This is a genomic window from Sediminibacter sp. Hel_I_10 (assembly GCF_000688335.1).
Lineage (GTDB): Bacteria > Bacteroidota > Bacteroidia > Flavobacteriales > Flavobacteriaceae > Psychroserpens.
Genome location: NZ_JHZX01000001.1, coordinates 2678710 through 2699244 on the forward strand (window position 1 = coordinate 2678710; position 20535 = coordinate 2699244).

General features: G+C 36.7%; 20 protein-coding genes. 8 read left to right on the plus strand and 12 right to left on the minus strand.

The genetic code is table 11. The features are described from left to right. Positions 1-31: 31 nt before the first annotated feature. The 5 genes from P176_RS0112050 to P176_RS19420 all read right to left on the minus strand — a co-directional run bounded on the left by P176_RS0112050 (position 32) and on the right by P176_RS19420 (position 3536). Positions 32-928 (minus strand): IS3 family transposase, encoded by an 897-nt coding sequence (locus P176_RS0112050; protein WP_156033036.1) that lies wholly within the window; start codon positions 926-928, stop codon positions 32-34. Continuing rightward, complete coding sequence (locus P176_RS0112055) at positions 883-1266, minus strand: helix-turn-helix domain-containing protein (protein WP_026754942.1); 384 nt, start codon at positions 1264-1266, stop codon at positions 883-885. Before P176_RS0112055 ends, P176_RS0112050 begins: the two co-directional genes overlap by 46 nt. Before the next feature lie 205 nt (positions 1267-1471). Then, positions 1472-2905 (minus strand): hypothetical protein, encoded by a 1434-nt coding sequence (locus P176_RS0112060; protein ID WP_156033038.1) that lies wholly within the window; start codon positions 2903-2905, stop codon positions 1472-1474. 174 nt (positions 2906-3079) lie between these two features. Next, on the minus strand, positions 3080-3292 hold the full coding sequence (locus tag P176_RS0112065; RefSeq protein ID WP_037348922.1) for a hypothetical protein: 213 nt from the start codon (positions 3290-3292) through the stop codon (positions 3080-3082). A 58-nt stretch (positions 3293-3350) separates the two neighbouring features. After that, positions 3351-3536, minus strand: coding sequence for a hypothetical protein (locus P176_RS19420; RefSeq protein ID WP_037348923.1), 186 nt, complete (start codon positions 3534-3536; stop codon positions 3351-3353). A gap of 382 nt (positions 3537-3918) precedes the next feature. On the opposite strand from P176_RS19420, the gene P176_RS0112075 reads away from it, so the two are divergent. Further along, positions 3919-4890, plus strand: a complete 972-nt coding sequence (locus P176_RS0112075; protein ID WP_026752976.1) for an IS110 family transposase — start codon at positions 3919-3921, stop codon at positions 4888-4890. 45 nt (positions 4891-4935) lie between these two features. Here P176_RS0112075 and P176_RS0112080 read toward each other — a convergent pair whose 3' ends face one another. Together P176_RS0112080 and xerA are read right to left on the minus strand one after the other, a co-directional pair. Next, positions 4936-5334, minus strand: coding sequence for a hypothetical protein (locus tag P176_RS0112080; protein ID WP_026754945.1), 399 nt, complete (start codon positions 5332-5334; stop codon positions 4936-4938). A gap of 40 nt (positions 5335-5374) precedes the next feature. Further along, positions 5375-6556: a site-specific tyrosine recombinase/integron integrase gene (xerA, locus tag P176_RS0112085; protein ID WP_026754946.1), complete on the minus strand. Its 1182-nt coding sequence runs from the start codon at positions 6554-6556 to the stop codon at positions 5375-5377. A gap of 117 nt (positions 6557-6673) precedes the next feature. On the opposite strand from xerA, the gene P176_RS0112090 reads away from it, so the two are divergent. From P176_RS0112090 to P176_RS0112120, 7 genes are all read left to right on the plus strand, one after another. Beyond that, on the plus strand, positions 6674-7363 hold the full coding sequence (locus tag P176_RS0112090) for a S24 family peptidase (protein ID WP_026754947.1): 690 nt from the start codon (positions 6674-6676) through the stop codon (positions 7361-7363). 353 nt (positions 7364-7716) lie between these two features. Next, on the plus strand, positions 7717-9114 hold the full coding sequence (locus P176_RS0112095) for a decarboxylase (RefSeq protein ID WP_026754948.1): 1398 nt from the start codon (positions 7717-7719) through the stop codon (positions 9112-9114). Further along, positions 9107-10051, plus strand: a complete 945-nt coding sequence (gene speB / locus P176_RS0112100; protein ID WP_026754949.1) for an agmatinase — start codon at positions 9107-9109, stop codon at positions 10049-10051. The genes P176_RS0112095 and speB overlap by 8 nt, the downstream gene beginning before the upstream one ends. After that, complete coding sequence (locus P176_RS0112105) at positions 10044-11015, plus strand: deoxyhypusine synthase family protein (protein ID WP_026754950.1); 972 nt, start codon at positions 10044-10046, stop codon at positions 11013-11015. The genes speB and P176_RS0112105 overlap by 8 nt, the downstream gene beginning before the upstream one ends. A 249-nt stretch (positions 11016-11264) precedes the next feature. After that, positions 11265-12797, plus strand: coding sequence for a bifunctional GNAT family N-acetyltransferase/carbon-nitrogen hydrolase family protein (locus P176_RS0112110; protein WP_026754951.1), 1533 nt, complete (start codon positions 11265-11267; stop codon positions 12795-12797). 32 nt (positions 12798-12829) lie between these two features. Beyond that, on the plus strand, positions 12830-13162 hold the full coding sequence (locus tag P176_RS0112115) for a hypothetical protein (protein WP_026754952.1): 333 nt from the start codon (positions 12830-12832) through the stop codon (positions 13160-13162). A 186-nt stretch (positions 13163-13348) separates the two neighbouring features. Next, entirely contained in the window at positions 13349-13687 is a 339-nt protein-coding gene (locus tag P176_RS0112120) for a hypothetical protein (RefSeq protein ID WP_026754953.1), read from the plus strand. A 135-nt stretch (positions 13688-13822) separates the two neighbouring features. Here P176_RS0112120 and P176_RS0112125 read toward each other — a convergent pair whose 3' ends face one another. The 5 genes from P176_RS0112125 to P176_RS0112150 all read right to left on the minus strand — a co-directional run bounded on the left by P176_RS0112125 (position 13823) and on the right by P176_RS0112150 (position 20528). Further along, positions 13823-15220 carry a glycosyltransferase 87 family protein gene (locus P176_RS0112125; RefSeq protein WP_026754954.1) on the minus strand — a complete coding sequence of 466 codons (1398 nt, stop codon included), beginning with the start codon at positions 15218-15220 and terminating at the stop codon, positions 13823-13825. Continuing rightward, a complete protein-coding gene (locus P176_RS0112130; RefSeq protein WP_026754955.1) occupies positions 15220-16710 on the minus strand; it encodes a cellulose synthase family protein in 1491 nt (496 codons plus the stop codon). Before P176_RS0112130 ends, P176_RS0112125 begins: the two co-directional genes overlap by 1 nt. After that, a complete protein-coding gene (locus P176_RS0112135) occupies positions 16707-17405 on the minus strand; it encodes a glycosyltransferase family 2 protein (RefSeq protein WP_026754956.1) in 699 nt (232 codons plus the stop codon). The genes P176_RS0112130 and P176_RS0112135 overlap by 4 nt, the downstream gene beginning before the upstream one ends. 146 nt (positions 17406-17551) lie before the next feature. Further along, complete coding sequence (locus P176_RS0112145; protein ID WP_026754957.1) at positions 17552-19144, minus strand: 4Fe-4S dicluster domain-containing protein; 1593 nt, start codon at positions 19142-19144, stop codon at positions 17552-17554. Positions 19145-19223: 79 nt separating this feature from the next. Continuing rightward, positions 19224-20528, minus strand: coding sequence for an NAD(P)/FAD-dependent oxidoreductase (locus P176_RS0112150; RefSeq protein WP_026754958.1), 1305 nt, complete (start codon positions 20526-20528; stop codon positions 19224-19226). Positions 20529-20535 lie beyond the last annotated feature (7 nt).

Sequence of the window (20535 nt, forward strand, 5' to 3'; positions counted from 1 at the left end):
CCTTCGGGTTTTAAAAAAGTTGCCAACATTCCTAGGCCGTTTTCTTTCTGTATGACCTGTACTTTATTGGGTTGTATTTCTTGTGGATATATTCAGGTGTTTCGAGCCCCAGGCTCCAATGGATTCTTTGCTGGTTGTATATCCGTGTTGCCTGTTTCATGATTAGCCTTGCGATATCTACGCTCTTGATTGTTTTCTTGAGTCCGAACTCATACTTGAGTATGCCGTTAATTCTTTCTGCCACTGCGTTCTCATAAGGGTCATACTGCTGGGTTGTGCTAAGTATAAAGTTGTTTTTCTCTGCAAAATCAGTGAACTCTGGACAACAGTACTGTATGCCCCTGTCCGAGTGGTGAATGATGTTCTTATGCTTGAATTCCATGTTCTTGATGGCCATGTCCAGAGCCTTTACGACCAATGTGGCCCTCATATTGTCGTCCAATGCCCAGCCCATTAGTTTTTTAGAGTAGGCATCTGTTACCAGTGCCAAATAAGCGTGACCGTCATCTGTTTTAATATAGGTTATATCGCTGACAAATACCTGTTCGCTGTGTGATATCTCTATATCCTTTATAAGGTTTGGAGACTTGTAAAAAAGGTGTCTGGAGTCCGTTGTAATGTGGTAGCGTTTATTTTTTTTAACCAGCATTCCATAGCACCTGAGCAGGTCGAACAGAGCATCTCTTCCCATTTTGATGTTGTTCTCTACAAGTCCGTTTTTAATGTATTTGATTAGTTTTCTTGTACCAGATTCATGATGTGTTTTCCTTGTTTTTCGCACAAGATCTAAGACTATTCCATCTCTTATTTCTTTAGTGTTGTTAGCATGTATTCTTTTGTAATAGGCCTGTTTACTGATCCCGAGGCATTGATAGAGCCATTTTATTTTGAAAGGCTTTTTCTCTTTTTCTCTATCTCTTTTGCTAATGCTTCGGGCAAGTACTTTTTTGAGAGGTGCTCTCCCGTAATATTCTCAAAGTCAGCTATCACATCTTGCTGGAAGTCCTTGACGAACTCAAGTTCCTCGATGCGCTCCTTGAGTTTTTTGATCTGGTCGTTCTTGCTCATGGTATTGGATTTGTTCTCGAAGTTACTCAATTTCTTGATCCAATAATCGATGGAGCTTCGAGAAATATTGTACTTGTTTGCTGCGTGATTGACAGAGATCTGTCCGTTGGCAATTTGGTCGATTATTGAAAATTTCAGGTCGAAACTTACTTTCTGGTACTGTTTTTTTCGGCAGGAGCCATTCTTTTGTGTTTCCATAGGATGCTAAAAGTGTTTAATTTTTAGTCAACCTATTTTAGGACGAGAGTTTTCTCATAATTACTTACAACGGTCTCGGCTATGAGTAGTTGCGTGGGTTAGCACTTAATTTTGCAAGTACACACCAAGTTGGAAATTCCGCAGGAATTTCCAAAGTAGTCAAGAACAAGCAATTACTTATAGCCATTGTTGTGCACAGTAATTTTTAATTTAATTTATTCAATTCGATTTCCAATTGGTCAAGCGTGAATTCTTGGAAATTAGTAAGTTCAAAATTATTAGAATCTGTAAATGATTCTCCAACTGCAAGCGTTGGTTTTCCGTTTATATAACTAATTCCAATAACCTTTACTTCTTTTCCTTTTGGAATGTTCTTAAAGACTAAAACTCCATTTTCATAAGCTCCAGTCATTATACTCTTAATCTCTTTAAATATTATTTGAATTTTGGTGTTGTTTGGATTCTTTGTTTTTACGATAAAATCTGTTTTATCGCTGTCCTCAATCTCCCAAAATCTATCACAGTTTATCCATCCCATTTCTGTAGCTGAAAACATATAATATTCTAATGCATTCGGGTCAATTTGTTGAATAGCTGTATTTGTAAGATTAGAATATTGATTTCTAAATTTTTGTTTAAATCGATTCCAATTTATGGAACGACCTCCAGAAATACTTAAATAATAATCCCAATCATTTTTCACTTTTCTGTCGTAAGATTCAATATCAAAAGCTGGCGCAGATTTTAAAAATTCCTTCGCAAGTTTTAAAGCTTCATCATTTTGTTTTCTTTCAGAATGGCTTTCAGGGCGGAAATTATACATTAGTCCTTCCTTATTGATATTAAAATCGAAACTAGCAGTCCAGTTGTTTATGTTGAATTTAAGGGCGACTATACTATCTACGTTTGATGGATTCTCTATATAATCTATAATTGTTTCGTCACTACCTTTCAGCCTTAATTCAAAAAAAGTTGCTGTACTTCCTGAAGACCAAAAACCATAATCATATAAGTCCTCTGTCATTTCAATTGGATATTCAATTTCATATGCAATATCACCTTCGAGTAAATCTAAACTATCAATTTCAACAATGGCTTCTTGTGTTGATTTTGTTTCAAAGAATTTATAATCAGGAATCCAAGTTTTCAAACTATCATTAAGCTTAAATTCATAGAACAAGTCCATTTCTTTGTCTAATCCATTCTTTGGAAATCCAACAACAAAAGCTTTACCTTTTTTTAAAGAAAGTTTTTTACCATCCACATCTGCATTGACATATATCATTCCATTTGTTTCTAGGATTCTATCTCCAGAAATGGTTTGTAGATTTTCAAAAATCATATCAGTAAGACTAAAACACTCTTTAAGTTTAATTGTGATAGGTTCTTTTGGTTCAGTTCCATCTTCGAATTGAAAAGCATTAGCAGGTATGTAAATAGATGTTCCTTTTTTACCTTTTAATATACTTTCTTCGTTTGCTTTAATTTTAAAATTTTCTGTTTTTGGTGAAAGAACAGACTTAATTTCGGCAATAGAGTCAACAGGGATATTTCTATCCTTTTTTTTATCGGATGAGCAATTATTAAATAACATTGAAGTTATCAAAATTCCCAAAATTAATTTGATGTTTCTTGTCATAGTCTTATTGTGCACAACGTGATTGTATATGGTTTGTTGCGTGTTTTAAGCACCAATTTAGTAAATAATTACTGACCAAGAAAGTCCGCGAGGACTTTCGTAAATAGGCAAGAAACTAGCAATAAATTATATACGGTGTTGCCATTTCGTTGTTTTTCTCAGTTCTATTTATTTTTATTCAGTTCTGTTTCCTCCAAATATTAAAATTTCTATTTCCTCAGTATCTCTATCTCCAATAGGATTCGTTATTCCAATATATAATTCAGTCGTTGCATTTTCTGTTTCTGCTACTAATTCTGTTTCATCAGAATATTTTTCAAGTAACTTTTTCAATTCGCCAACAGTATTTAGTTTTTTGACATTTTTAATAAATATGCTTTCTTTCATTTTAAACTTATTTTTCGTTTTGTATTCATTTCTGTTTTCAAACTTGCTCAAATTCCGATTATTTATTTTCTTTTTTCTTTATATCTCTAATTGTAATTAACATTGCTAAAATCAAAAGCACATTTGAAACAATTCCCGCAAAAGGGCCTTTTTTTAAATTATTAAAATCAAGTTCAGAAATATTATAAATCATAAGTGCAATACTGGCAATGATTATGAAATATATAAAATAAAATTTTTTCATTTTTCGTTCAATTTTTGTTTCAGTTTTGAGTGCGTTCCGCCAATGAATGGCAACGTAATTGTGTAAGCTTAGTTGCGTGGTTTAAGCACTGAGACTAGCAAATATATCACAAATAGAAAGTCCTAAAGGACTTTCGTAAGTAGACTATAACTAGCAATTAAGTTTACACGACTTAAGTTTACAATTCACTAAATTTAAGTATAAAACAGAAAAGACAAAAGAGAGGAATAAGGTTAATATACACGCAGAGACCTAGATCTCGTCAACATTGAAAACCCCCTCTCTTTTCTACACAGATTTCGTACAGTTCTATGAGGCTTTTAGACCTCGCTTTCAAGTCGTTGAAACTCGCGTAGATTGTCCTTTCAAAAAACATTTTCTTATGAATAAAGATATTAAATATTTTGGTATTGACATTAGTGCGTTAGTATTCGATGTTACAGATTCTGATGGTAATTATTATCAGTTTAGAAACAATGGATTGGGCTTTGAGAAGTTTACAAAACTCTTAAATAACACTAGTCATTGTGTAATGGAAGCTACGGGTTATTATCATTATCAGTTAGCGTACCATTTATTAGAATCAGGTATAAAAGTATCTGTAGAGAATCCATTATCTGTTAAACGTTTTATTCAGATGGGCTTATCAAAAATTAAGACCGACAAGAGCGATTCAAAACTTATTTGTTCTTATGCAGAGCAGGTGGACTTAAAGCTTTGGAAAGGCAACTCTAAGAATGAAATAGAATGTCTTCAAATCACTAGAGCTCTTTCTGTTTATACAAAACAGAGCACTATGCTTAAAAACAAATTACATGGTGAGTCTGTATTGGGCAATCCTAGTAAGGTCGTGTTGACGTCTTTAAAACGTAGTTTAAGACAGCTCCAGAGAGAGATAAAACTATTAGAGGACAAGTTATTAGTTTTGGTAAAAGAGGTTCATCAAGATTTGTTAACGCGATTAAAAACCATACCTGGTATAGGTCCTAAAACAGCCATTACGCTAGTGGTTTTAACAGGTGGATTTGATCGTTTTACAAGTGCAGGTGAGTTATGCAGTTACGCAGGTTTAACGCCAGTGATACGGCAAAGTGGAAGCAGTGTAAAAGGGAGGCCACGAATAAGTAAAATAGGAAACCAGAAACTTAGAAATTTATTATTTATGTGCAGTTTTAACGCTTGTCAATACAATAAAGCTTGTCGTGATTTATATGAGCGAATCGTCGCTAAGGGAAAGAGCAAAAAACTTGCGCTAATAGCGGTATGCAATAAGCTGTTGAAACAAGCATTTGCTATAGCTAAATCAGGTTTGATATTTGATCAAGAATATAAGAGTAAGCTAGTGAGAAATTAATGGAATTTTACTTGTTTTTTACCACAGTACTTTGTTGTAAACAGTTTATTCTTTCCTCTCAAAATAATAAATAATACTTTCTTGTTCTTCGCTATTTAGTTCTAATTGATAATCTTTAGATATTACAAATGCTTTATTATCGATTGAGATTAATTTAGATTTTTCGTTATTTTTAGTAACAATTATAAAATCAGTTCCGTCATTAATAACTTTCCATGTTACTTTTTCTTTGTTACCATTAGTAACCATTTCCAAACTTTGGTCTTTAAAAAAATGTACTTCAAGTCTTAAATCGATTCCCATAATTTCTCCTTCTGACTTCATTTCCTTTAAAATCCAATCTCCACATAATTTTTCAGAAATTTCGTGAATATTTAAATTTTCTGTTTGACAGAAAACATTAGTAAAAGCGAACAAAAATATTAGTAGTATTAGTTTTCTCATAATTGTTTACAACTAGTTATATCTCATCAAATATAACAGTTTATACGCTAAAATTACGGGATAAACCAACATTTGGTCTTGGTTTAGCAACAGCCTTATATTGCTGTACCGCAACATCCAACGGATTACTTATGTTCATCAAGTCTTGACGCTGAACATGCGTGTAGATCATTGTGGTTTCTGGTCGCGAGTGTCCCAATAGGGTTTGTATATATCTTATGTCAACCCCGTTTTCCAATAAATGCGTCGCATAGCTGTGACGTAAGGTGTGCGGGGTTACCCGCTTGTTGATTCCCGCTAATTTACAGTTGCGCTTTAAAAAAGACCTGATGCTTTCAGGGCTATAAGGACCATTGTTGGTACCTTCTGCAAAAAGCTGAGTAGGCCTGTAACTCATAATATAATTGTTCAAAAGCGGAAGAAAACTCTCGGCCAAGCCAACATATCGATCCTTCCTGCCTTTACTGTTCTTGATAAGAACCTGTCTTCGTTCAATGTCTAAGTCCTCTAGCTTTAAGTGCAGCAGTTCACTAATCCTAAGTCCGCAAGAGTAGATTAAAGCTATAATCGCGCGATGCTTTAAATTTGTAGTGCGCTGTAATAATCTTAAAATTTCACCTTGCGAAAGAACACTAGGCAACAATCTTGATTTTTTTGGCCTAACCAATTCTAAACTTTCAATTTGTGTAGCGGGTTCAAAAACCGTGAATAATTTTAGGGCACTTACAAATTGACGCTGTGTGCTTATGCTGTAGTTACGCTCCATAAAAACCGACTCTATAAAAAGTTCAACATCACGATTGCTTAAGGTTTCAATTGACTTTTCAGAATGAAACTCTAGAAAATCGGCTACATAAGTGGTATATGTAGTAATCGTACTGTCACTATAGCGCTTGCCTTTGAGGTATTTGTAAAACGTGTTGAGTAAAGTGCGTTGGGTTGTCGTTAATTGGCGAGTTCGTTTAACGGTGGGAGGTTTTATGGATATTGGTAATGTATTAACCAATAAATTGGTGTCTATTTGAGCGATGTCTTTAAAAGTTTTGAGTAGGAGATCAATATTGCTCACCGTGTTGTTCATGTACCAGGTCTTTTTGCTATTGCTCCATCTGGCAATAGACATCTTTTTCAAGATCGAAATAAAATGATGATGGTATGCAAAACCTATGGCAATACAATATGAATTGTTGTGGTGTAGCCTCGTTAGTGTGATCTTAGACATAAGGTTTGGATTAAAAAGGACTGTTAATAAAACAAGTGGTTCACTAAATATTTTATGTACATTTAAAAAGCAATTGTTTGTCAATATAGCAAATAAAATGACTAATAAGTGGTTATTATGACCGAAAAATTAAAAAATATTAAAGAGCGGGCTTTATTCGTAGCGAAGTCCAATGGCATATCTTACGAAGACTTTTGTACTATTATTGGGATGTCTTACGGTAGTTTTAAGGGTAAGGCTAAAGAGCGCCCCCTAAATTCTTCAGCAATAGAAAATATATTGACTAAATTCCCAAACGTAGACGCCCAATGGTTAATTACCGGAAATGGTATCATGGCATCAGAGGTTATAGAACTTAACGAACCGTCTTCACATTATAACGTTAAGGGCTATAAAGGGACTGAGATTCCATTGTTTCGGCTTAATCAAGACCATACTTTGGAAGAGCTTTTGGCTAGTCCTGAAAAGGTTTTGCCAGAAACCATGCTTTCCATACCCAGTAGCTCTAAGTGCGATGCAGCTGTGTATCTCACCACCAATACCATGTATCCTATGTTAAAAGCAGGAGATATTGTGACGTATAAAAAAATTAGTCAATGGCCTTCTGAAATTTTCTGGGGAGAAACCTACTTGATAAGTGTGGATATTTCAGGATCAGAGCAAGTTGTCCTGCATCAAGTTCAAATATCTAAAAACAATGCAAAGTCCATCAAATTAGTGTCTTATAATCCTCAATATGAAGATAAAGAAATCGATCTTGATACCGTCAAGGCCATGGCACAGGTGGTGTTTAGTATTCGATTTTGAAACAATAAATGTGCTTCAACAATAAATATGGTCATAACGTTCAAAAAAAATAAAAAAAAAACACGTCGTTTTCAATTTTTTATAGTTCATTTGTTTCATATTTAGGTTTATAATTGAACGTTTTTTCCAACTTCGGGCCTTTGGATAATAGGAAGTTATATTCAAGGGTGGCTTACAGGCTAAGCAACCGCATTTTAAAACTATCTTCCATCTGCTTAATTGCCAAGAGCCAACATTTGTTTGGGTTTAGGCCAACAACTTATCCCCAAATACAGGTTTGATTTTAGGATTTAATGTTAACTTAATGCCGAAAACTTTTTTCGGTTCGTATCTTTAAATTTTAAAACAACTTAATGAACACAAAATACATAGATCTGATCAGTCAAACCTTTGACTTTCCTCAGGATGAATTCACAATAAAGAATAAGACCTTAGAGTTTCATGATATTGACCTCATGAACCTTGTCGAAACTTACGGGACACCTCTTAAGTTTACCTATATTCCGCAGATATCCAGCAATATCAAACGCGCCAAAAAATGGTTTGCAGATGCCATAAAGAATAATAAGTATAAGGGTAAATACAACTACTGTTATTGTACAAAGAGCTCACATTTTAAACACGTGTTGGATGAGGCGCTTACCAATGACATTCATATAGAAACCTCGTCTGCTTTTGATATTGATATTGTAGAAAAACTAAAGGCCGATGGTAAAATTACCGACGATACTTATGTGATTAGTAATGGCTTTAAGCGTGCGCAGTACGTTACCAATATAGCCAGACTTATCAATAATGGACATAAAAATGCCATTCCGATAATTGATAATTACGAGGAAATCGAATTGCTTTCAGAAGCTATCAAAGGAAAATTTAATATTGGGATCAGGATCGCTTCCGAAGAAGAACCGAAATTTGAGTTTTATACCTCGAGATTAGGAATTGGTTATAAGAATATCGTTCCTTTCTACAAAAATCAAATTCAGAATAATAAGAAAGTGAAACTGAAAATGCTCCACTTTTTTATCAATACTGGTATTAGGGATAATGCATATTACTGGAACGAGTTGGCGAAATGTCTTAAGGTATATACAGGCCTTAAGAAAATTTGTCCGTCACTAGACAGTCTTAATATTGGTGGTGGCTTTCCAATTAAAAACTCTTTGGCTTACGAGTTTGACTACGCTTATATGGTAGATGAAATCGTACACCAAATCAAGACGGTTTGTGAGCAAGAGGAAGTGGCTGTACCCCATATATTTACAGAATTTGGTAGTTTTACAGTCGGAGAGAGTGGCGGTGCCATTTATGAGATCCTATATCAAAAACAACAAAATGACCGTGAGAAGTGGAACATGATCAACTCATCGTTCATTACCACCTTACCAGATACCTGGGCCATTAACAAACGTTTTATCATGTTACCCATTAATAGATGGTATGATAGTTATGAGCGGGTACTTCTTGGCGGACTAACCTGCGATAGTGATGATTATTACAATAGTGAACAGCACATGAACGCTATTTATTTACCAAAATATAATAAGGAAAAACCTTTGTATATTGGGTTTTTCAACACTGGAGCTTATCAAGAAACCATTGGCGGTTTTGGCGGATTACAACATTGTTTGATACCGTCTCCAAAGCATATTTTAATTAATAAAGATGAGGATGGCAACATCACCACAGAATTATTTTCCGAACAACAAAAAAGTGAAGACTTACTCAAAATTTTAGGTTATCATGAATAGTAAAACGTACGCAGGCATTGAGGAGCAATTTTCAAAATTAGACACCTCTAAAATTGTATTAATCCCCGTACCTTATGACGGTACAAGTACTTGGCAAAAGGGCGCAGATAAAGGCCCAGCTGCTTTTTTAGCAGCTTCTGAGAATATGGAGCAATACGATATTGAGACCAAAACCGAGGTGTATAAACAAGGCGTCTTTTTGGCAGATCCAATTACAGAGAACAGCTCACCAGAGCGTATGGTAGAAGCGGTGCATAAAATCACCAAAAAATACATCATGCGTAATAAATTTGTAACCGCAATTGGTGGAGAACATTCGGTATCTATAGGATCTATCAGAGCTTTTAATGAATGTTTTGATAACTTGACCGTATTGCAAATTGATGCCCATGCCGATTTAAGAAAGTCTTACCAAGGCAGTTCTTGCAATCATGCTTGTGCGCTTTATGAAGCGAGTCAAACTACCAACTTGATTCAAGTAGGGATTCGCAGCATGGATGTTATGGAAACGACCGTGATGGATGAGGAAAAAACCTTTTTTGCCCATGAAATGGCGTTAGATGATGTTTGGATGGATGCGGCAGTAGATCAAATGACAGAGAATGTGTATATCACTCTTGATTTAGATGCGCTAGATCCTTCTATTATGCCATCAACTGGAACACCAGAACCGGGCGGATTGTTATGGTATGAACTTTTAGATTTCTTACGTACGGTTTTTGAAGAGAAAAACGTCGTTGGTTTTGACATTATGGAGCTTTGCCCAAATGAAAATGATAAGTCATCAGATTTTCTTGCTGCAAAATTGTATTACAAGATGTTGACCTATAAGTTTATGAATGACGACGCGGGCGACGATTTCCAAAGTAATTTTAACGATTCTAAAAACGGTACCAACCGTATTTCAAAATTTAATGACGAAGAAGACAATGAGTAAAGGACAGATTTCACAATTTATAGAAAAATATTATTTACATTTTAATGCAGCGGCTTTGGTCGATGCAGCAAAGGGTTACGAAGCGCAGCTAGAAGCAGGCAACAAAATGTTGGTGTCTCTGGCAGGCGCCATGAGTACTGCAGAACTTGGTAAGATTTTTGCCGAAATGATCCGTCAAGATAAAGTACAGATCGTTTCTTGTACAGGTGCCAATCTAGAAGAAGATATCATGAACCTTGTGGCACACTCCCATTATAAGCGTGTCCCAAATTACCGGGATCTAACCCCAAAAGATGAATGGGATTTACTCGAAAAAGGACTAAATCGTGTCACAGATACCTGCATTCCAGAGGAAGAAGCATTTAGAAGAATACAAGAGCACATTGTCAAAATTTGGAAAGATGCAGAGGCTAAAGGAGAGCGTTATTTACCGCATGAATACATGTATAAATTGTTGCTTTCGGGTGTTTTAGAAGAGCATTATGAAATTGATATCAAAGATTCTTGGATGTATGCCGCTGCAGAAAAAAATCTGCCTATCGTTTGCCCAGGTTGGGAAGATAGCACCATGGGTAATATTTTTGCAAGTTATGTGCTTAAGGGCGAGTTAAAGGCAAGCACCATGAAATCTGGTATTGAATACATGACCTTTTTAGCAGACTGGTACACCGATAATTCAGAAAAGGGTATTGGCTTTTTTCAAATAGGAGGTGGTATTGCAGGAGATTTCCCAATTTGCGTGGTACCAATGCTCTATCAAGATATGGAGCGTACAGATACACCATTTTGGAGCTATTTCTGCCAAATCAGTGATTCTACAACCTCTTATGGGTCGTATTCGGGTGCTGTGCCTAATGAAAAAATTACTTGGGGCAAGTTAGATATCGATACGCCAAAATTTATTATTGAAAGTGATGCTACCATTGTAGCGCCGCTTATTTTTGCTTATCTGTTAGATATGTAATTCATGTTGCAAACGAAGCTGCGATACGTTAAGAGATGCTTCGGAAAAGTAACAACTACAAGATCTATCTGATCAAGATCAAACGTTCAGTAGGATTGATAATATTAGGAGATGAGAAGTTTCGGTTATGAGATAGCCGAAATCTCTCATCCCTTTTCAGTTAAACCCCTTATTTATTAAATTAGTGTGAGTACCATCTTAGCGAAGCACAGTGCTAGCTAACTTTGTGTAAATTGTTTATATTATAGCATGGAAGAACAGAAAATAGAAAATATAGAATTAAAATACCTCACGATCGATGATTTTGAGGGTTTAAAATCGGCCACATTAGAGTCTTATGGTGGCATTATGAATTCCTTTTGGACAAAACAGCATATCGAAAGATTAACTACGATTTTCCCAGAAGGTCAAGTGGTCATAAAGATTGATGGAAACATTGCAGGCTGCGCGCTGTCGTTAATAGTAGATTATAAAAAAATTGACGATAACCATACCTATGCCGATATTATAGAAGGGGATAAGTTTAAAAATCACGATCCCAAAGGCGATATTCTTTATGGTATTGATGTGTTTATCAAACCAGAATATCGTGGATTGCGATTGGGCAGACGTTTGTATGATTATCGTAAAGAACTGTGTGAAAATCTCAATTTAAAAGGGATTGTCTTTGGTGGTCGAATGCCGAATTACCATAAATATCAAAGTGATTTTACGCCAAAACAATACATCGAGAAAGTAAAGCATAAAGAAATTTATGATCCAGTATTAAATTTCCAGATTTCCAACGATTTTCACCCGTTACGAATTATCAAAGGTTACCTAGAAGGTGATACCGCATCAAATGAATATGCGGTGTTGATGGAGTGGGATAATATTTATTACACTAAAAAAAGCATCAAGGCCAGCTCTATTAAAACGGTAGTAAGACTCGGGTTGATCCAATGGCAAATGCGTACCTACAATGGTTTAGAAGACCTTATGGAGCAAGTGGAGTATTTTGTAGATAGTGTCTCTGCATACCGATCAGATTTTGCCCTGTTTCCGGAGTTTTTCAATGCGCCATTGATGGCCAAGTACAATCACATGCATGAGCCAGATGCTATACGTGAGTTAGCTAAATACACCTCGGTGATTGTAGAGCGACTTCAGCAACTGTCTATTTCTTACAATATCAATATCATTTCGGGAAGTATGCCTGAGCTCGTAGGCGATAAGCTTTATAATGTGGGGTATTTATGCAGACGTGACGGAAGTTTGGAGCGTTATGAGAAAATACACGTTACGCCAGATGAAGCTAAGGTTTGGGGGATGCAACGCGGTAGCGAATTGAAAACTTTTGAAACCGACTGTGGTAAAATTGGAATTTTAATTTGCTATGATTCTGAATTTCCAGAGTTATCGAGATTGTTAAGTGATGAGGGCATGGATATCTTGTTTGTTCCATTTTTAACCGATACTCAAAACGGCTATTCAAGAGTGCGTTTGTGTGCACAAGCTAGAGCGGTAGAAAACGAATGTTACGTGGCCATTGCTGGGAGTGTAGGGAATCTTCCAAACGTGAATAACATGGATATTCAATACGCGCAATCGGCGGTGTTTACACCTTGTGATTTCTCATTTCCAAGTAATGGCATTAAGGCCGAAGCCACAACAAATACCGAGATGATCTTAGTGGCTGATGTTGATTTGAGCTTATTAAGAGAATTGCATTCTTTTGGCGCCGTTAAAAATTTAAAAGATCGTAGAAAAGATGTGTATAACGTGATTCGTGTTAGAGAATAAATAATATATTTGAATCGCAAATAGTATCGATTATGAAACCAAAAGACAACCATCTAAAACGAGTTATTGTTGATTTTAAAAAATTGACACCAGAAATCCTATCCTTATTGGTAGAACGCTACCCAGATGGATATGATGACGATAATATCATCACCTTCAAGAACGCTAATAACGAAACTGTTGAGGCCGTAGAAGTGACAACTGCAGATACAAAATACCTTGTAAAGGTGAGTACCAAGTTAGAGGTCACCATGGAGAATTATGACGAAGATGATTATGAAGAGTTTGATAACGATGATCCAGAAGCAGTACAAGATCCAGAATTAGATCCTGAAGCTGAAGACATCGAGGAAGACGAAGATTAAATACATAAAATCACTAATTAACTTACAGTAGAAACTTCAGAAAGAGGAAAGCAGAACCTACCACTTGTTCATCATTCAAAATGATGTGACTAAAAGAACTTTCGGACTTGATGTGGTAAACTTCCGATAGAACTGTCTTAAGACAGAAAATTAAATAAAAACAACATTTAATTAAGTTCTATTACTATGAAATCAATTGTATTTAAAGGGTTATTATTAGTGAGTTTCTTCAGTTTAACTGCATTACAGAACTTACAGGAAACAAACACGTTTACTGGGTTTTATGACGGTCATGAAGACTACGGTTACAACTTTATTGGGGAGTATGATGATGGTTCTGAATATACCATGACTTTCCATAAGATCGATCCTAAAGTGGCCGATAGTTTTGATTTTGATTCTGATGCTCTTTTAGGAAAAGACTTTGAGGTGACTTATAAAACAGAGATCAAAACCTTCAAAGATGAAGATGGCTTTGATGATGAGAAAGAAATTATAACCATTCTCGCTGTTAAAAGCCTATAGGCTCATAACGTTTAGATATATCATAAAGCCAACTTGTTGAAGTTGGCTTTTTTTTATGCGGAAATGTGATGTTGAAGTAAATTTTGCAGTTGTTGATAATGCTCTTAGATCCTGCTGTTGCGTTTCAAAAGCATTCTATAGCGCAGCTGTAGTTGGGTTTCTTTTACCTTTGGAAATCAACTCCCAGAGCAATACACCGTAAACCACACTATATTCTAGAGCGGTGATCCAAAGGTTTTCAGACTTATCGGCACTGTTTAAATTAAGGTAAGACAGATAGCTCAAAATGATTACAAAGCTCCAGACCAGTGCAAATTTATACTCTGTAAAGATGCCTAATAACACGAGGGTTGCCAAATACCAAGGATGCACGGTAGTGCTTAAAAACAGATAGGCTGTAAAAGCAAAAAGCATGGAGATGATCAAGCGCTTTGTGTCTATATGTTTTCGAAATAGAGAGAATCCTAAAACCACGGCTAAAATACATACAGGCAATACCTTTCCAATAATGGCAATTTCATTCCATCCTCTAAATTGATAGCCAATGGCTCTAGCCAGATAGTACATACTGGCATTAAACTCAAAAGTATTGAACCAAAGCCCAACGGTTTCAGCATAATTTGTAAAAAATTCCGAAGAAAAAAATGGCATAAATAGCATTACGATAGTAATCCCTACAATGGCGTAAAATGATAGGAGTGTTTTAAAATCAATACGTTTTAGGGACCAGTCTTTTTCTTCATTAGAAAACTTAGAAGAAAAGTAATTGAATAACAATGGTAAAAACAATAAGGGAACCAACTTAACAGAAACCGATACTCCGAAAATAACCGCAGCCCATTGCCATTTGCCAAGGTGCAAAAGGTAAAGACTCCATATTAAAAAGAAAATCATGATCCCTTCAAAATGCAGATTGCCCGTTAATTCAATGATAATAAATGGGTTTAGAAGATACCAAAAGATGTTATAGATTGGAAGCTTTAGGGCTTTCAAGAGTTTTGTTCCAAAGAAAAACACACCAAAATCGGCAGCAATAATAAGCACTCTAAAAACCATGACAGATCCTAAAATACTTTGACTAGAGAAGAGCGCGGCAATGCTAAAGCATAACTGCTTAATAGGAGGATAGTTGGTATAATGGCTAGCGTTAAGTGCTCCCATTCCAGAATAGAGTTCTTGAGCTTGACGCACTGGATATTCGGCAGCAGAGAAAAAGGATTCCGGAGTGTAGAGATAGGGATTAAGACCCTCTAAAATCATACGTCCATCCCATATAAAACGATAAAAATCTTGAGAAAGATTGGGAATGGCCAAAATAAAAACGGCTCTAAATACAAAGGCAATTACAGCCAAGAGCTTGGTATGTGCTTTGGCGTATTTAAGGAGTGCTAAAAAAAACACCCACAGACCAACGTAAAGAGAGATCAATTTAGGGGAGTCAGTTCGTTCTAAATCATAAGCGAAACTCCAATAAAAGGCAATACTAATTAATGTGAATAGCAGTGGAACCTTATGAAGTTTCCAAAACGGCATTACATTTTAGAGCTTATCGATTTGAAGAATACATAACCAAAACCTAAAAAGAGCATCAGGTGAAATGGGAACAATCCAAAATCACCACCTTGATCACCTACAACAAAAGCACTGTACAAACCAAAAGCAAAATACAGCATTAAAAAGCCTTCTACAATCACGTTGAGCGACAGGGTTTTTCTAAGGTATTTATTGCCTTTCCAGGTGTCTTTAATACTGCTAATGTTAAACTTAGGCGTACGCACAAACTCACTGCGTTTACCAGCATGGCCCTCAAGAACGGCTATAGAATTGTGTAACGAAAACCCCATAGCGATCGAGAAAAAGGTAAAGAACATCCCGATATAGCTAAAGAATTTTTTAAATCCGCTCCCATAGATTTGCTTGTACATAAACCAATAGCATACAAAGAAAATCATGGTACTCAACACAAAGAAACTCATGAAGTAAAAGTAAAAGCGTAAATGCTCATATTCGTTTTTGATATAAAGCATTGGGATGCTCAATACGGCAACAATAAATACGTTTAAAAACATGGTACTGTTCAACAAGTGCAATAAGCCATGCACTTTGGTTTTAAAGGAAATGTTATCAGATTTGACGACGCGCCAAAGCATTTTTCTAAAATTCTCAGCACCTCCTTTGTTCCATCTAAATTGTTGAGATCGCGCAGCACTAATCACAACTGGTAATTCTGCTGGAGTCTCTACATCTTCAAGATATTTAAATTTCCAGTTTTTAAGTTGTGCTCTGTAGCTAAGATCAAGATCTTCGGTTAAAGTATCGCCTTCCCAGTTTCCGGCATCAAGAATACAGGTTTTACGCCATACCCCAGCGGTGCCATTAAAGTTGATAAAGTGTCCCTTGCTATTTCGGCCAACCTGCTCTAAGGTAAAATGGGCATCAAGAGCAAAGGCTTGAATTTTTGTAAGTAAAGAATAATTTCTATTGATATGTCCCCAACGGGTTTGAACCACACCAATTTTTTCGTCCTTAAAGTAGGGAATGGTACGTTTTAACCAGTTTTTCTTCGGAAGAAAATCGGCATCAAAAATAGCAATATATTCACCTTTGGCAATTTTAAGGCCTTCTTTGAGAGCGCCAGCTTTATAGCCGCTTCTATCTGTTCTAGTAATATGCGTAATGTCAAGCCCCGTTTTTTGAAGCTGGGCAACGTGTGCTCTTGTGGTAGCTACGGTCTCATCTGTACTGTCATCCAGCACTTGAATTTCTAGCCGGTTTTGAGGATAGTCTAAAAGTGCAATGTTGTCTAGCAAACGCTCCATCACATACATTTCGTTAAAAACGGGTAATTGGATGGTCACATAAGGCACTTCTTCTGGTTTAGAAAAATCAAAAGTGACGCAGGGTTTATTGGTTTTTTTTGAAGACAGGTAATTTGAGAGTAAGTTGAGCTGTGCTAGAGAGTACATGAAAATCAGCACAATAGCAATGGTGTAAATGACAATAATTGTCGTTTCGATAATCATTTTTTAAAACTATATTTAAAAATCCAAAGCAGGATTTTTACGCCTGCAAATATAGCACCTTTTACGGTTCCTGAAACTTTTGAGATGCCTATTCTATTTCTATAATTTACAGGGATTTCAGTATAGGTCATTCTTTGCCGTAAGACTTTAAGTTGCATTTCTACCGTCCAGCCATAGGTTTTGTCTTCCATGTTGAGGCTCAGTAGTTTGCTGTATTTTATGGCTCGAAACGGACCTAAATCTGAAAATTTCGCATTAAAAAACAGGGACATTAATGAGGTAGCTAACCAATTTCCAAAAATTTGAGGAATCGTCATTGCGCCTTTTTCTCTTAACTCCTTCACTCTCGCTCCAACAACAAAATCGAGATTCTCATTTAAAATAGGATCTATGATTTTGGTGAGCTCTTCAGAATAATCAGAATAATCGCCATCTAAAAACACGATAATATCGGGCTGTTGTTGTTTTGGTAAAGTAGCAATGTAACTCATGCCTTTTAAGCAGGCATGCCCATAACCAGGACGGGGTTCTTTTAAAACAGTGGCGCCAGCAGTTTTTGCGTTAATTTCAGTAGCATCTGTAGAATTATTGCTTACCACAATAACCTCACTAACCAGTTTGGGAATGTCTCTAATAACAAGGCCAATAGAATCGGCCTCATTATAAGCGGGAATAATGACTTTAATGTTGCTCATTACAGGTCTTTTACTAGATGGAGAGCTCTCAAGCTTGCCATCTATAATCTTTTCAAAATATGATGGTGCAAAGATTGGTTTTTTCTTTTTGAGTATAGATGCTATTTAGCAACTTGTTGCATATTCCATTTTGAAAAAAGAAGATTTTATTTTTCGTTGATTAAGGCCATCAAGTCTACATCATTACCTAACAAGATGTCGTTGCTATTGATGCGACCTTTCATATGATCATTCTCTAATTTTAAAACACCTCTAGGGCAAACTGCAGAACAAATCCCACAGCCCACACAGCTCGAGCGTACAATATTTTCTCCTTTTTGTGCATAAGCACGCACATCAATCCCCATTTCGCAGTAGGTGGAGCAATTTCCACAGGAGATACATTGTCCGCCGTTTGTAGTAATTCTAAATTTTGAAAATAAGCGTTGTTGAAATCCTAATATGGCGGCCATTGGGCAACCAAAACGACACCAAACCCTATTGCCGAAAATAGGATAAAATCCAGTGCCTATAACGCCTGAGAAGATGGAACCAATCAAGAAGCCGTAGGATGTACGTAAGGTTTCGGCTTTAATTAAAAATAAGTTAGCCCCGTTAGTATAATGCAATCCAATGAGTGCCATAACAATCACAAAATAACCTATCGCGCCATATTTGGCATCCTTGGCCAATTGCTGTCTCTTAAAAATCATTACAAGCGCAAATACCAGAGTGAGTAATGAGGCCACACCAATTAAAAACGTCGATTTTGTAAGCCAATATTTACTGCTGTCTTCACCTAAATAAGAATAAATGACAGCTGTGGTCATTAAGGTTACAAAAACAACGACGCTATGTACCACCCATCGTTCTATGTTCCATGCGTACTGTTTTTTGTTGCTCAAGTGTCTAAACGAATCACCGGCAGTCTCTGCTAAGCCACCGCAGCCACAAACCCAGGAGCAGTACCAACGCTTTCCGTATTTGTAGGTTAAAATTGGGGTGATGATAAAAATTGAAGCGACGCCAAAAAGCAGTAAGGCCAGACCAATATCTCCAGCCTCTATCATAGAATTGACCCTATATTGCTCAAAGTTGTAGTAGTTAAGTGGCCAGATGTTCTTTAAATCGTAATAGGGTAAACTAAACGATTCAGAATTTAATCGTGCCATAAACTCCGGAATTAAAAATGCAAATGCCAACTGAAAGAACATCACAGAAAAGGTGCGTAAGCGCTCATATCTATTGTGACGGTATTTGAGTAAAAATTTATACCCTAAAAAGAGTATGGCAATGGTGTATAATGTGCCGTAAACAAACCATTGGCTCGCCTGTCCGCCATTTAATAGATAGCTCAAGGGGTCAAAGAGTGCTATTACTCCAGTATTTGCAGCACCATCGGTACCAAGCCCTAACCATGCTGCTTTAAAATAGAGAATGAGATAGAAACTGGTTAAGGCAATGCCTGTGACCCAAGCCCACAAACCCCGAGAGGAAATGGATTTGAACATCACGCCGTCATTTTTGATGCCGGCATGCTTGCCCAGATACAGATCATTTGCGAATAATATGATACCACCAGAAATCATCACCAAAGAGACGGTCAAGACCACGGCTCTATTGGGAAAATTAATATTAAAAGCCGCTAAGACTAAAATCAGGAGTCCAATAACGCCAATAGCGGTTGCTATCTTTTGTTTATTAGAAAGATCAAAAGCCTCTGGCTTGGTAAGCGACATGCTTGGATTAGGTGGATTCATTTTTTATTATTTGATTGAGATCTCAAGGGTTTGGTGTTTTTATTGTGCTGCATCATAAACCGATGAAATCTTGTAAAATTTAAACGTTTTGTAATTGTTTCGTGTAAGCCGAGAGGATGGTATGCTCGTAGCGGCTATAAAATTCAGGATCAAAATTGGCCGTTTTTAAATGTTGCATTACATAATCTACTTCCCTTTTCTCTGTAAGCCATTGGTCAAACACCTCATGGCGCATGCGTATCCCAAAGGTGTTGATGCCTAAAAACTCATGGCTGTCTTTGTGGTAAGCCACGGTGATGCATCTGGTGTCATCTTCGTGTTTCCAATGAAAATGAGCTTCGTAATCAGGTCTTCCTTTTTTGCCAAACACCCAGCCGTAGGTTTGGTATTCGATATCTAAAAATTTAGCGCTATTAAACCAGTGCCCGGGATTATAGGCCATTCTGTTGCCGCAAATGGTCTGTGCCAAGGTTTCTCCCATCATTCTCCCTGTGTACCAAACGGCCTCAACTGGGCGGCGTTGGCCAATGGCCTCATGTTGCTCGGCGCAGTCGCCAATGGCATAAACGTTTGGGACATTGGTTTCAAGATAGCGGTTGACCAAAACGCCTTTTTTTGTGGAAATGTTAGAGTCTTTTATAAAATTTATATTTGGCGATACGCCGGCTGTTAATCCTACCAAATCACAGGCTATTTCCTCGCCAGTCTCTTCGATAATGATGGATTTGACCTTACCATTTTCGTCTGATTTAATTTCTTTGAGACTGCTGGAAAGCCTAAGGTCAATGTGATGGCTCTTGATATGTCTATTGATCATTTGGCTCTCTCCTTCGGGCAATACGCCGTTCCAAAAACTAGATTCCCTAACTAAGAAGGTCACGGGAATATTTCGAGAGTTCAGCATTTCGGCCAGTTCAATGCCAATGAGTCCGCCGCCAACAATCACAGCGCGTTTGCAAACTGTATTATTGGGAGCGTTTGCTTCTAGAGTATCTAGATCTTGTTTACTGTAAAGCCCCTGCACGCCGTCTAAATCTTGACCTGGCCAACCATAATGATTAGGGCTACTGCCTGTAGCAATCACTAATTTGTCATAACTTAAATTGCCGCCATGGTCTAATTTGAGGGAGTTGTTGCTCGTATCTATTTTAGTGACGTGCGCCTTAAGCAGTTCAATACGGTTTTTTTTCCAAAACCAATCTTCATAAGGTTTTGTATGTTCGTAAGTCATATGGCCCATGTAAATGTACATCAGGGCGGTTCGGGAGAAAAAATGATCGGTTTCAGAAGAAATGATCGTGATTTTTTTGTCAGAGCCTTTTCTAATGTGTCTGGCAAGCGTCACTCCTGAGATGCCGTTACCTATGATAACTATATGTTCCATTTATAAT